Consider the following 12,388-nt stretch of genomic DNA (forward strand, 5'->3'; position numbering starts at 1 on the left):
CTTCCGAAACCGAGATCGTCCATGCAGTCTTCTCCCAGCCTTGGCCACGGCGCCCTGCGCCACCTGATGCCATGCCTCGCCCTCGCCTGCCTTGCCGCCGCGCTGCCAGCCGCCGCACAGCAGGTCTACCGTATCGTCGGGCCGGATGGAAAAGTCACCTTCTCGGACCGCCCCGCCCCAAGCGCACAGCAGCAGGCAGCGCCCGCCGCCCAGGCAGTGGCGGGCGCCTCGGACAGCAACGCAGGCCTGCCCTATGCGCTGCGCCAGATTGCGAGCCGCTTTCCAGTGACGTTGTACTCCTCGTCCGATTGCACGCCCTGCGATAGCGCTCGTCAGTTGCTGCAGTCCCGGGGCATCCCCTATGCCGAGCGCCTGGTGCAGACCGAGGCGGACGCGGCAGCCCTGAACAAGCTCAGCGGGCAGACCGGACTGCCGTTTGCCACCATCGGCAAGCAGTTTCTGACCGGCTTCTCCTCCAGCGAATGGACGCAGTACCTGGATGCCGCAGGCTACCCCGCAAGCTCCCAGCTGCCAGCCCAGTACAAGCGGCCACCCGCGCAGCCCCTGACCACACCCAAGCCTGCCGCACCGGCCGCATCAGCGCCCGCCGCAGCACCCACCGCCGAGGAGCAGGCAAACAGGCGCGCCCCCATACCCGCCCCCGCGCCAGGTGCACGCACCAGCGACAACCCCGCAGGCCTGAGCTTCTAGGCAGACACTGCCGCCGTCAGGAGCCCGGCCGTGGATTCCATGCTGTCCGACGTGGCCTGGACCTTGGCCAGGCTGGGCATTCTTGTGGGCCTGCCTGCGCTCATCGGGTGGGTACTGGTGGCAAGGCCTTCGTGGCGAGAGCCGTTGCGGCTAACCTGTCTGGTGCTGGTGCCCTGCCTGATCACGCTGTGGTTCATGCATGACGGAGGCCTGGGCAACGGTCTCAACCGCCTGGCCTACTACATGACGACGGCTGGCTTCTTTGCCATCTACGCCGGGCTGGCGGCCGTCACCTGGCTCATTCAGCGCATCAAAAAGCAGCGCACGCAAGCCTCATTGCGCGCGCTGTGTCTCGGTGGCATGGCCCTGCTCGTCTGGACCGCAGGCGCTGCGGTGTTCGAGAGCATCGGCTAGCAGCCGAGAGGCCAGGACCGGGTTCCTGCCTCAATAGTCGAGCGTCTGCACGCCTTCAGGCGTGCCCAGCAGGCAGACCGATGCCTTCTGGTGCGCAAAAACGCCCACGGTGACCACGCCGGGCCACTGGTTGACCTCGGACTCAAAGGCCAGCGGCTCAGCAATCTTCAGGCCGCGCACATCAAGAATGTGCTGGCCGTTGTCCGTCACCAAAGGAGCGCCGTCCTTCATGCGGATCTCGGCCCGGCCACCCCTGGCCTCGAAACGCCGGGCAATCTGGGCAGCAGCCATGGGAATCACCTCCACCGGCAGCGGAAAGTCTCCCAGCACCTCGACGCGCTTGGAGGCATCGGCGATGCAGACAAAGCGCTCGGCCAGCGCCGCAACGATTTTCTCGCGCGTCAGTGCCGCGCCTCCACCCTTGACCATGTAGCCCCGGCCGTCGATCTCGTCGGCGCCATCGATGTATACCGACAGGCGGTCCACCTCGTTGGCATCCAGCACCTTGATGCCCAGCGCCTTCAGGCGCTCGGTGCTGGCCACGGAGCTGGACACGGCCCCAGGGATCTGGTCCTTGATGGTGGCCAGCGCATCGATGAACTTGTTGACCGTCGAGCCCGTGCCGACGCCGACGATTTCGCCGGGCACTACGTAGGCCAGAGCGGCTTGCCCGACCAGGGCTTTGAGTTCATCTTGGGAAAAAGAGGCAGCAGATGTCGTCATGAGGGAAAATCCAGGTAATCCTTCGATTATCCCCATGTCTTTGATCCCCTACGCCCTGACCCGTCCCTTTCTCTTCGGCATGGACCCCGAATCCGCCCACGATCTCACGATGAACCTGATGGCAAAGGGGCAGAACACGCTCCTGCAGCAGGCCTGGGCCCAACCCATGGTGAGTGATCCCGTCGAGCTTGCCGGACTCAGGTTCCCCAATCGCGTCGGCATGGCTGCAGGCCTGGACAAGAACGCACGCTGTATCGATGCGCTGGCCGCCATGGGCTTCGGCTTCGTCGAGGTGGGCACCGTGACTCCGCGCGCGCAGCCCGGCAACCCCAAGCCGCGCATGTTCCGCATCCCCGAACGCAATGCGCTGATCAACCGACTGGGCTTCAACAACGAAGGCCTCGATGCCTTCCTGAGCAACGTCAAGCGCTCACAGGCCCGCGCCATGGGCAAGCCCATGCTGCTGGGGCTGAACATCGGCAAGAACGCCAGCACGCCCATCGAAGAAGCCACCAGCGACTACCTCAAGGCGCTCGATGGCGTCTACCCGCATGCCGACTACGTGACGGTGAACATCAGCTCGCCCAACACCAAGAATCTGCGTGCCCTGCAAAGCGACGAAGCGCTGGATGCCTTGCTGGGAGCGATTGCCGAGCGGCGCGAGCAACTGGCCACGCAGCACGGCAAGCGGGCGCCGGTGTTCGTGAAGATCGCACCCGACCTGGATGAGGAGCAGGTCGGCGTCATCGCCACCTCGCTGCAGCGCCACGGCATGGACGGCGTGATCGCCACCAACACCACGATCAGCCGGGATGCCGTCAAGGGCCTGCCCCACGCCGAGGAAACGGGCGGCCTTTCCGGCGCGCCGGTGCTGGAGGCCAGCAACCAGGTCATCCGCCAACTGCGCTCTGCGCTGGGAAGCCGCTACCCCATCATCGGCGTGGGAGGCATTCTCAGCGGCGAAGATGCGGTCAGCAAGATCCGGGCGGGCGCCGATGTGGTCCAGATCTACAGCGGCCTGATCTATCGGGGCCCCTGCCTGGTACCAGAGGCCGCACGGGCCATCGCGCAACTGCGTTGACTGCCGCGTTATCCGCGTGCTGACCAAGGAAAACGCCCGGCATGCCGGGCGTTTTTTGTGCAAGAAGCCTTGCAAGGCCTTATCTCAGCCCCTGCGCTGCTGAAGGCGTGCCAGCAAAGGCATGAGTGTGGTGCCGATGCGGATCAGTTTGCGCGGCCCCATGACCAAGGCAGCGGCAGCCGCCACGCCCACGGCCACGGGGTGCAGACGCGCAAACGTTGCGACGCGCTCGATCAGCGGTGCATCCGGGCGCACGCGTGTGGCGGCACGGCTCAGCGCCCGGGCCTGGGCCACGGCCGCCGAGCGCGCCCTGAGGCGCTCGCGCTGCTGGGCAATGCGCTGCATCACCTGCTGCTGCTCCACGGTGGAAGTGGGCCACAGCGCCGCATTGGGGCCCGTGGGCCTGGGCGGCGCAACCTCGTCGCGGGACTGGGAAGCATTGGAAGCATTGACCATGGTTACAGCCTCTTCTTCAGCGCCTGCCAGTCCTGGCTCAGCTCGTTGCGGGTGAGGATGAAAGGGCGTGCCAGGCGTCGTACGGCCGCAAGCAACTGCCACAAGGCAATTGCAAGGATAGCCAGCCAGCCGCCAAACAGCAGCCAGGCCACCATCACGCGGTGCTCGGTGTCCCAGAACTGCACCAGCACCGCCACGGACAGCATGAGCATGACCACGACGCTGAGTCCGGCCAGCGCGATCAGCAGCACGACCACGGTCTGCATGCTGCGCTTGTGCTGGACCCATTCAAGCCGAGCCAGGTCGGTACGGTCCTCGGCGGCAATGGCCAGCTCGATCACGGCAGCACGCCAGCGCGCCACCCAGGCATCCAAACCCAGAAGGGAAATCCAGTTCACAGGCATCCTTTTCTGGTCAGGCATGCCGTTGATCAGCGACGGCCCAGCATGAAGCCCAGCAAGGCGCCCACAGCCAGGGCTGCGCCAGCCACACGCCACGGCTCGTCGTGGGCATAGCGATCCGCCGCATAGGCGGCATCCTTGGCTTGGCGGGCCGCTTCCTGCGCGGCGCGCACAGCCGAGTCACGCACATTGGACATGCCGTCATCGATGCGCTGGCGCAGCATGTGGATTTCCGGCACGGCATCCAGCTCCTTGGCAGACAGCAGGCCACGCAGGTCGCTGACCAGTTTTTCAAGATCGGCTTGCGCGGTGGAGACGGTTTCAGTGATCGACTTCGTCATGATGAGCCTTTCTATTGAGGTGAAAACAAATACAGCGGGGAGCAGGCAATCATGTCGCCCGATACCTGTCACGCAACATGGGCAGGCCCTTGTTACATGCAAGCATCTTATCCAATTGTTCCCTGGCTTCCGGGAAGCGAGGGGGCCTGAGCCTTGTCAGACAAGGCCTGCCGTGGCCGTGTGTCGTGGACCGGCAGACCATCAGGCCAGCAACTTCGCCACATGTGCGCCGATGGCCAGGCAGCTGGTCAGCCCCGGCGATTCGATGCCCAGCAACTGCACCACGCCCGCAACGCCATGGACCTGCGGTCCCTGGATCGTGAAGTCTGCCGCCGCCTCGCCAGGACCGCTGATCTTGGGACGGATGCCAGCGTAGCCGGGCACCAGCGCGCCATCGGCCAGGGCCGGCCAGTACCGGCGGATCTCTGCATAGAAGGCGTCGGCGCGCGCTGGATCGACCTGCAGATCGCTTGCGCTTTCCACCCACTGCACATCGGGGCCGAACTTGGCCTGTCCACCCATGTCCAGGGTGAGATGCACGCCCAGACCTGCAGCCTCGGGCACGGGATAGATGAGGCGCGAGAACGGCGCGCGCCCCGACAGCGTGAAATAGTTGCCCTTGGCATAGAAGGCGCGTGGAACCAACTGCTGCGGAAAGCCTTGCAGGCGCGCCGCCAGCAACGGGGCATTCAGGCCTGCCGCATTGACCAGGCTACGCGCCTGCAGCTGCGTGCCGTCGGCGGTGCGCAGCCACACGCCGCCAGACGTGGCGGCGGCCTCCTGCACCTCGGCATGGCAGACCACCATGCCGCCTGCGTTTTCGAGATCGCCCTGCAGAGCCAGCATCAGGCCGTGGCTGTCGATGATGCCGGTGCTGGGCGAATGCAGTGCCGCCACACACTGCAGCGCAGGCTCCAAGGCCCGTGCCTCGGGGCCATCCAGCCAGCGCAGATCATTGACGCCATTGGCCTCGGCCTTGCGCGCAATGGCCTGGAGCTGGCCGCGCTGCGCCTCATCCGTTGCCACGATGAGCTTGCCGCAGCGCTGGTGGGCAACGCCGCGTTCCTCGCAATAGGCATAGAGACGCTTGCGGCCTTCGACGCAAAACCGGGCCTTCAGCGAACCCTGGGGATAGTAGATGCCGGCATGGATGACCTCGCTGTTGCGCGAACTGGTGCCCGTACCAATGGCTTCAGCTGCCTCCAGCACCATGACTTCCCTGCCCTGCAACGCCAGGGCCCTGGCCACGGCCAGCCCCACGACGCCCGCCCCCACCACCACGCAATCGACCTGCTCGCTCATCCTGCCTGCCCTTTCGTCGTTCAGCCACTGATTATCAGACCGCGCCAGATACGAATACGCCGCAGATCACCGGGCTGCACTGGAATATCCAGGACCTGGAACAAATGGGAGCAACCAAAACGGAAAAGCCCTCCTGAACAAGTTTCAGGAGGGCTTGAATGGTGGGTGATACATGGATCGAACATGTGACCCCTGCCGTGTGAAGGCAGTGCTCTACCGCTGAGCTAATCACCCGTGAAGCACGGCTGCGAGGCCGTACTTCCTTGGAAAAAATTGGTGGGTGATACATGGATCGAACATGTGACCCCTGCCGTGTGAAGGCAGTGCTCTACCGCTGAGCTAATCACCCGTGAAGCATGGCTGCGAGGCCATGCTTCCTTGGAAAAAATTGGTGGGTGATACATGGATCGAACATGTGACCCCTGCCGTGTGAAGGCAGTGCTCTACCGCTGAGCTAATCACCCATGAAGCCGGCTGTGAGGCCCGCTTCCCTGGAAAAACTGGTGGGTGATACATGGATCGAACATGTGACCCCTGCCGTGTGAAGGCAGTGCTCTACCGCTGAGCTAATCACCCATATGTCGTTACTGCGACAAGACTTAGATTATGTCATAACTTCTAGGACTGATTTTCGAAGCTGCGCCAAATTGTCTTGCCGCCGCTCGATTTATCCATCTGCACCATCACGTCCTCGTGCGCGGCCAGCTCCTGATCATTGGCGCTCACCACGCGCAGCCTGAAGCTGCGCAGATCGACCTGCGCGACCACCAGGCCGCCCTCGGACTGGGCCGGCTCCTCCACCATCAGCAGGGCCTCCTGGCCTCGCGTGAGGTTGATGTAGACATCGGCCAGCAGTTCCGCATCCAGCAAGGCGCCGTGCAGCGTGCGCCCGGAGTTGTCCACTTCCAGGCGGTCGCACAGCGAGTCCAGCGAGTTGCGCTTGCCTGGGAACATTTCCTTGGCCATGACCAGGGTGTCGATGACACCGCTCACGCACTGCCTGATCGGCGGGCGGTTGGCAAGCTCCAGCTCCTTGTTCAGGAATCCCAGATCGAAAGGCGCGTTGTGAATGATGAGTTCAGCGCCTTGCAGATACTCCCAGATCTCATCGACCTTTTGCTCGAAGCGAGGCTTGTCCTTGAGGAACTCGGTGGTGATGCCGTGCACGCGCAGCGCGTCCGGATGGCTGTCGCGCCCCGCATTGAAGTACAGATGCAGGTTGTTGCCGGTCAGCTTGCGGTTGACCATCTCCACGCACCCCAGCTCGATGAGCCGGTCGCCGTTGTCGGCGGACAGGCCCGTGGTTTCCGTGTCGAGAATGATTTGACGCGACATGTGCTGGGTCCTCAGTGGTTTTCCTTGGCGTGGTTGAGCGAGTACTTGGGAATCTCGATGGTCACGTCCTCGCGCGCCAGGATGGCCTGGCAGGACAGGCGGGACTGCGGCTGCAGGCCCCATGCGCGGTCCAGCAGATCTTCTTCCTCTTCCTCGGCCTCGTTCAACGAGTTGTAGCCTGCCTTGACCACCACGTGGCAGGTGGTGCATGCACAGCTCATGTCGCAGGCGTGCTCGATCTTGATGTTGTTGTCCAGCAGTGCCTCGCAGATGGAGGTGCCGGCAGGCGCCTCGATTTCGGCACCCTGAGGACAGTATTCGGCGTGGGGAAGTATTTTGATAACGGGCATGGCGGATCTGCGTTCGGATCAGAAATCAGGAAAGGGATTGCACGCTCTTGCCGGCCAGGGCCTGCTGGATGCTGCGGTTCATGCGCTCGGCGGCAAAGGACTCCGTGCCCTTGGCCAGCGCCTGTGTTGCGGCCTCGATGACGGCGGCATCCTCGGAGCCCACGCTGGCGCGCAGGGCGTCGACCAGAGCGTCGATGGCTGCGCGCTGGTCTGCAGCCAGCACATCGCCATCGGCCTGCAGCGCGCTCTCCGTGGCCATGAGCATGCGGTCGGCATCGACACGCGCCTCCACCAGCGCGCGCGCCTGAATGTCCTGCTGGGCCGTGGCAAAGCCGTCCTGCAGCATGCGGGCAACCTCGTCGTCCGAGAGGCCGTACGAGGGCTTGACATGGATATGCGCCTCGACGCCGCTGATCTGCTCCTTGGCACCCACCGACAGCAGGCCGTCGGCATCCACGGTGAAGGTCACGCGGATGCGCGCCGCGCCGGCTGCCATGGGCGGGATGCCGCGCAGTTCGAAACGCGCCAGGCTGCGGCAGTCCGCCACAAGATCGCGCTCACCCTGCACCACATGAATGGCCAGGGCCGTCTGCCCATCCTTGTAGGTGGTGAAGTCCTGAGCGCGGGCCGTGGGAATGGTCTCGTTGCGCGTGATGATGCGCTCCACCAGACCGCCCATGGTCTCCACACCCAGCGACAGGGGAATCACATCCAGCAGCAGCATGTCGCCGCTGGAACTGTTGCCCGCGAGTTGATTGGCCTGAATGGCAGCGCCCAACGCCACGACTTCATCGGGATTGAGGTTGACGAGAGGATCGCGGCCAAAGAACTGGGCCACTGCCTCACGCACCTGGGGCATGCGGGTGGAACCACCGACCAGGACCACGCCCTGCACCTCGTCGCGCGTCAGGCCAGCGTCCTTGAGTGCGCGGCGCACCGCCGCCAGCGAGCGAGCCGTCAGATGGGCCGTGCTCGCATCGAAGTCGCCACGCTTGACATCGAAATGCACAGTGCCGGTGGACAGCTCTGCCGTGAACGTGGCGGCCTGAGCATCCGTCAATGCCTGCTTGCAAAGGCGTGCCGCCATGCGCCAGCGGGCCTTGTCCTCGGCGGTCTGCGGAACCACGCCGGTCTGCTGGGCCACCCACTCAGCCAGTGCCGCATCGTAGTCATCGCCACCCAAGGCCGAGTCCCCCCCCGTGGAGACGACCTCGAACACACCCTGGGACAGGCGCAGGACCGAAATATCGAAAGTGCCGCCACCCAGATCGTAGACGGCGTAAACACCTTCGGAGCCGTTGTCCAGGCCATAGGCAATGGCGGCAGCCGTGGGCTCGTTGATCAGGCGCAGCAGGTTGATGCCGGCGAGCTTGGCCGCATCCTTGGTGGCCTGGCGCTGCGCGTCGTCAAAGTAGGCTGGCACGGTGATGACCGCGCCATGGATGTCGTCGTTGAAAGTGTCCTCGGCGCGAAAGCGCAGCGTGGCCAGGATCTCGGCGCTGACTTCCACGGGGGTCTTCGTGCCATCGATGGTCTCGATCCCGATCACGCCACGACCGGCTTCTTGCTCAGCAAAGCGGTAAGGCAGCTTCTCCGGCGCGTCGATGTCCGCCAGCGTACGGCCCATGAAGCGCTTGGCCGAGGCGATGGTGTTGCCCGCATCGGTGGACAGCGCCGCCTGCGCGGCGTAGCCGATCTCGCGGCGTCCCTGGGGCAGATAGCGCACGACGGAAGGCAGCAGTACCTGGCCCTGATCATCCGGCAGGCATTCGGCCACGCCATTGCGGACTGCGGCGACCAGCGAATGGGTGGTGCCCAGGTCGATACCCACGGCAATGCGTCGCTGGTGGGGATCGGGGGACTGACCGGGTTCGGAAATCTGCAAAAGCGCCATGGAAATACTCGGGGAAATTGCAGGTCCGGGCCGGCCGGCCTGCCTTGTGAATGAGGGACTCTCGTGGGAGGTTCGGGTCGCGGACTATTGTCCCAGTTGATCGCGGCGACGCTCTATGTCCTGCGCAAATCGCGCAACAAACATGAGGGCTCTGACCTGCTGCACGGCCGCCTGGGCATCGTGCAGTTCATCGAGCTGGCGGCCGCATTCGGCCAGCATGCTCTTTCTGGCCTGCGACACTTCGCCGTCCAGCGCGTCCAAGGCGGCCTCGTCCTGCGCATCGTCCAGCGCCTCGCGCCATTCCATCTGCTGCATCAAAAAGGCGGTGGGCATGGAGGTGTTGTCTTCGGCACGCACGGGTGCACCCAGCAATTCGCAAAGATAGGCTGCTCGCCTGAGCGGCTCTTTCAGCCGTTGATAGGCCTCGTTGATGCGTACCGACCATTGCATGGCCACACGCTGCGCAGCTGCGCCCTGGGAGGCAAAGCGGTCAGGATGGGCCTCGCGCTGCAACTCCTTCCAGCGCGCGTCAATGGTGCTGCGCTCCTGCGCAAATTGGCGCGGCAGCGCAAACAGCTCGAAATCGTCCGATTGCAGGTTCATGTCGATAAAAAGCCGCCAGCACCGAAGCGATGGCGGCCTCTTGAGGGAGTAGAAAAGTCAGGGCCTGCCGGGCATGCCGCCAGGCCACCAGAGCCTGGCCCCCCGGCAAATGCCGGTCAGATGCGAAAGCTCTCGCCGCAGCCGCAGCGATCGCGCTCGTTGGGGTTGTGGAACTTGAAGCCTTCGTTCAAGCCCTCACGCACGAAGTCCAGTTCCGTGCCATCGATATAGGCCAGGCTCTTGGGGTCGACCAGCACCTTGATGCCGTGGTCCTCAAAGATCACATCCTCGGGCAACTGTTCGTCCACATACTCCAGCTTGTAGGCCAGGCCAGAGCAGCCCGTGGTCTTGACCCCAAGGCGCACGCCGATGCCCTTGCCGCGGCGCGACAGGTAGCGGCTCACATGGCGGGCCGCGGACTCGGTCAGCGAGATCGCCATATCAGGCGGCCACCACCGCAGTGCGCTTGGCACGGTAGTCGTCCACTGCGGCCTTGATGGCGTCTTCGGCCAGGATGGAGCAGTGCACCTTGACGGGAGGCAGGGCCAGTTCTTCGGCGATCTGGCTGTTCTTCAGCGCAGCCGCTTCATCCAGCGTCTTTCCCTTGACCCACTCGGTCACCAGCGAAGACGAGGCGATTGCCGAACCACAGCCATAGGTCTTGAAACGGGCATCTTCAATGACGCCGGTTTCGGGGTTGACCTTGATCTGCAGCTTCATCACGTCGCCACAGGCAGGCGCGCCGACCATGCCGGTGCCCACCGATTCGTCGCTCTTGTCGAACGAACCCACGTTGCGGGGGTTTTCATAGTGGTCTACCACTTTGTCGGAATAAGCCATGATGTCTACCTCTTCAATACTTGATTCGCGTGCCGGCCGACGCTCAGTGCGCCGCCCACTGGATGGTGCTGAGGTCGATGCCGTCCTTGTACATCTCCCACAGCGGGCTGAGTTCGCGCAGCTTGACCACATTGGTGCGGATGGTGCTGATCGCGTAGTCGATTTCTTCCTCGGTCGTGAAACGGCCGATGGTCATGCGCAGGCTGCTGTGCGCCAGCTCGTCACTGCGGCCGAGGGCACGCAGCACATAGCTGGGCTCCAGGCTGGCCGAAGTGCAAGCGGAGCCCGACGACACTGCCAGCCCCTTGATGCCCATGATGAGCGACTCGCCTTCGACGAAGTTGAAGCTCATGTTCAGGTTCTGAGGCACACGGTGCTCCATGCTGCCGTTGATGAAGACCTGTTCCAGATCCTTCAAACCGTTGAGCAGGCGCTGTTGCAGCGCATAGGCCTTGGCATTGCTCTCGACCATCTCTTCCTTGGCGATGCGGAAAGCCTCGCCCATGCCGACGATCTGGTGCGTGGGCAGCGTACCCGAACGCATGCCACGCTCATGACCACCGCCGTGGATCTGCGCCTCCAGGCGCACACGCGGCTTGCGGCGCACGTACAGGGCACCCACGCCCTTGGGACCGTAGGTCTTGTGCGCGGTCATGCTCATCAGGTCGATCGGCAACTTGGACATGTCGATCTCCACGCGGCCCGTAGCCTGCGCAGCATCCACATGGAACAGGATGCCCTTCTCGCGGCACAGCGCGCCAATCGTGGGAATGTCCTGGATGACGCCGATTTCGTTGTTCACGAAGAGCACGCTCACCAAGATGGTATCGGGACGCAGCGCGGCCTTGAAGGCCTCAATGTCGAGCAGACCATCAGGCTGCACGTCCATGTAGGTCACCTCAAAGCCCTGGCGCTCGAGTTCACGCATGGTGTCGAGCACGGCCTTGTGCTCGGTCTTGAGCGTGATCAGATGCTTGCCCTTGCCTTGATAGAAGTGCGCCGCACCCTTGATGGCAAGATTGATGGACTCGGTCGCGCCACTGGTCCACACAATTTCACGGGGATCCGCGCCAATCAGATCCGCCACCTGGCCGCGGGCCTTCTCGATGGCCTCTTCGGCCTCCCAACCCCAGGCATGGCTGCGCGATGCAGCGTTGCCGAAGTGCTCACGCAACCATGGGATCATGGCGTCCACCACGCGAGGGTCCACGGGAGTAGTCGCGCCATAGTCGAGATAGATGGGGAAATGCGGGGTCATGTCCATGACTGGCTCTTATCAAAGTTCCGGCTGGCAAAAATCGGGAAGGCGATGAACTCCGGTGAATCCATCCGGGCGGGCAGCACCGCGCCACACAGCCATGCGCAGCGGCGCCCTGCCCTCAGGGTGTCAAAAGTCGATCAGGACTTGGCGAAGGCGTTGCCCAGCGCGAATACCGAGTTCGGTGCATTCACGCGGATGGGCTTGACCACGGGAGCCGTGGAAATCGCACGACGCACTACGGGCTTGTCCTCGATCTGGATGCCCTTGGCCAATTGTTCGTCGACGAGCTTTTGCAGCGTCACGGAATCGAGGAACTCGACCATGCGCTGATTCAATGCCGCCCACAGTTCATGCGTCATGCAGCGGCCTGCTTCGCCCAGACAATTTTCCTTGCCGCCGCATTGGGTGGCGTCAATGGGCTCGTCCACGGAGACGATAATGTCGGCCACGGTGATGTCGCCAGCCTTGCGGGCCAGCGTGTAGCCGCCGCCGGGTCCACGGGTGGACTCGACGAGTTCATGGCGGCGCAGCTTGCCGAACAGCTGTTCGAGATACGACAGGGAAATCTGCTGTCGCTGGCTGATGGCAGCCAGCGTAACAGGGCCATTGTTCTGGCGCAGGGCCAGATCGATCATGGCAGTGACCGCAAAACGGCCTTTGGTGGTGAGACGCATTA

Annotated in this window: 16 protein-coding genes and 4 tRNA genes; 3 read left to right on the forward strand and 17 right to left on the reverse strand. The window is 63.7% G+C overall.

All coding sequences use genetic code 11. The features are described 5' to 3' along the window. The first annotated feature begins 21 nt into the window (after nt 1-21). Both ACF8LI_RS09945 and ACF8LI_RS09950 read left to right on the forward strand, forming a co-directional pair. The gene (locus ACF8LI_RS09945; RefSeq protein ID WP_016451697.1) at nt 22-711 is read left to right on the forward strand and encodes a glutaredoxin family protein; all 690 of its coding nucleotides are present in this window, start codon (nt 22-24) and stop codon (nt 709-711) included. Between the two features lie 39 nt (nt 712-750). Next, nucleotides 751-1,125: a hypothetical protein gene (locus ACF8LI_RS09950; protein WP_223275203.1), complete on the forward strand. Its 375-nt coding sequence runs from the start codon at nt 751-753 to the stop codon at nt 1,123-1,125. A 30-nt stretch (nt 1,126-1,155) separates the two neighbouring features. On the opposite strand, the gene rpiA is transcribed toward ACF8LI_RS09950, so the two are convergent. After that, complete coding sequence (rpiA, locus tag ACF8LI_RS09955) at nt 1,156-1,848, reverse strand: ribose-5-phosphate isomerase RpiA (RefSeq protein ID WP_026062503.1); 693 nt, start codon at nt 1,846-1,848, stop codon at nt 1,156-1,158. Nucleotides 1,849-1,882: 34 nt separating this feature from the next. On the opposite strand from rpiA, the gene ACF8LI_RS09960 reads away from it, so the two are divergent. Beyond that, a complete protein-coding gene (locus tag ACF8LI_RS09960) occupies nt 1,883-2,929 on the forward strand; it encodes a quinone-dependent dihydroorotate dehydrogenase (RefSeq protein ID WP_016451694.1) in 1,047 nt (348 codons plus the stop codon). An 84-nt stretch (nt 2,930-3,013) separates the two neighbouring features. Here the strand turns inward: ACF8LI_RS09960 and ACF8LI_RS09965 are convergent, their stop codons facing one another. The 16 genes from ACF8LI_RS09965 to iscR all read right to left on the reverse strand — a co-directional run bounded on the left by ACF8LI_RS09965 (nt 3,014) and on the right by iscR (nt 12,386). Beyond that, complete coding sequence (locus tag ACF8LI_RS09965) at nt 3,014-3,385, reverse strand: hypothetical protein (RefSeq protein WP_392412538.1); 372 nt, start codon at nt 3,383-3,385, stop codon at nt 3,014-3,016. 2 nt (nt 3,386-3,387) lie between these two features. Further along, entirely contained in the window at nt 3,388-3,807 is a 420-nt protein-coding gene (locus tag ACF8LI_RS09970) for a phage holin family protein (protein WP_016447116.1), read from the reverse strand. An 8-nt stretch (nt 3,808-3,815) separates the two neighbouring features. Beyond that, nucleotides 3,816-4,127, reverse strand: coding sequence for a DUF883 domain-containing protein (locus tag ACF8LI_RS09975; protein WP_016447117.1), 312 nt, complete (start codon nt 4,125-4,127; stop codon nt 3,816-3,818). Nucleotides 4,128-4,328: 201 nt separating this feature from the next. Next, nucleotides 4,329-5,429, reverse strand: a complete 1,101-nt coding sequence (locus tag ACF8LI_RS09980; protein ID WP_034365914.1) for an NAD(P)/FAD-dependent oxidoreductase — start codon at nt 5,427-5,429, stop codon at nt 4,329-4,331. Between the two features lie 159 nt (nt 5,430-5,588). Then, nucleotides 5,589-5,663, reverse strand: a tRNA-Val gene (locus ACF8LI_RS09985). Nucleotides 5,664-5,703: 40 nt separating this feature from the next. Further along, nucleotides 5,704-5,778, reverse strand: a tRNA-Val gene (locus ACF8LI_RS09990). A 40-nt stretch (nt 5,779-5,818) separates the two neighbouring features. After that, nucleotides 5,819-5,893: transfer RNA gene (locus tag ACF8LI_RS09995), tRNA-Val, on the reverse strand. 37 nt (nt 5,894-5,930) lie between these two features. Beyond that, nucleotides 5,931-6,005: transfer RNA gene (locus tag ACF8LI_RS10000), tRNA-Val, on the reverse strand. Between the two features lie 42 nt (nt 6,006-6,047). Next, complete coding sequence (gene dnaQ, locus ACF8LI_RS10005) at nt 6,048-6,764, reverse strand: DNA polymerase III subunit epsilon (RefSeq protein WP_016447119.1); 717 nt, start codon at nt 6,762-6,764, stop codon at nt 6,048-6,050. 11 nt (nt 6,765-6,775) lie between these two features. Beyond that, the gene (gene fdx, locus ACF8LI_RS10010; RefSeq protein WP_013802212.1) at nt 6,776-7,114 is read right to left on the reverse strand and encodes an ISC system 2Fe-2S type ferredoxin; all 339 of its coding nucleotides are present in this window, start codon (nt 7,112-7,114) and stop codon (nt 6,776-6,778) included. Nucleotides 7,115-7,139: 25 nt separating this feature from the next. After that, complete coding sequence (hscA, locus tag ACF8LI_RS10015; RefSeq protein ID WP_016451691.1) at nt 7,140-9,008, reverse strand: Fe-S protein assembly chaperone HscA; 1,869 nt, start codon at nt 9,006-9,008, stop codon at nt 7,140-7,142. A gap of 84 nt (nt 9,009-9,092) precedes the next feature. Continuing rightward, nucleotides 9,093-9,611 carry a Fe-S protein assembly co-chaperone HscB gene (gene hscB / locus ACF8LI_RS10020; protein ID WP_016447121.1) on the reverse strand — a complete coding sequence of 173 codons (519 nt, stop codon included), beginning with the start codon at nt 9,609-9,611 and terminating at the stop codon, nt 9,093-9,095. A gap of 116 nt (nt 9,612-9,727) precedes the next feature. Further along, complete coding sequence (gene iscA / locus ACF8LI_RS10025; protein ID WP_016447122.1) at nt 9,728-10,051, reverse strand: iron-sulfur cluster assembly protein IscA; 324 nt, start codon at nt 10,049-10,051, stop codon at nt 9,728-9,730. Between the two features lies 1 nt (nt 10,052). After that, nucleotides 10,053-10,451: a Fe-S cluster assembly scaffold IscU gene (iscU, locus tag ACF8LI_RS10030; protein ID WP_016447123.1), complete on the reverse strand. Its 399-nt coding sequence runs from the start codon at nt 10,449-10,451 to the stop codon at nt 10,053-10,055. Nucleotides 10,452-10,494: 43 nt separating this feature from the next. Further along, nucleotides 10,495-11,715 (reverse strand): IscS subfamily cysteine desulfurase, encoded by a 1,221-nt coding sequence (locus tag ACF8LI_RS10035; protein WP_017403940.1) that lies wholly within the window; start codon nt 11,713-11,715, stop codon nt 10,495-10,497. Between the two features lie 134 nt (nt 11,716-11,849). Continuing rightward, the gene (iscR, locus tag ACF8LI_RS10040) at nt 11,850-12,386 is read right to left on the reverse strand and encodes a Fe-S cluster assembly transcriptional regulator IscR (protein ID WP_012205825.1); all 537 of its coding nucleotides are present in this window, start codon (nt 12,384-12,386) and stop codon (nt 11,850-11,852) included. Nucleotides 12,387-12,388: the final 2 nt, after the last annotated feature.

This window comes from Delftia sp. WSY_12 (genome assembly GCF_043104645.1).
Lineage (GTDB): Bacteria > Pseudomonadota > Gammaproteobacteria > Burkholderiales > Burkholderiaceae_C > Comamonas > Comamonas tsuruhatensis.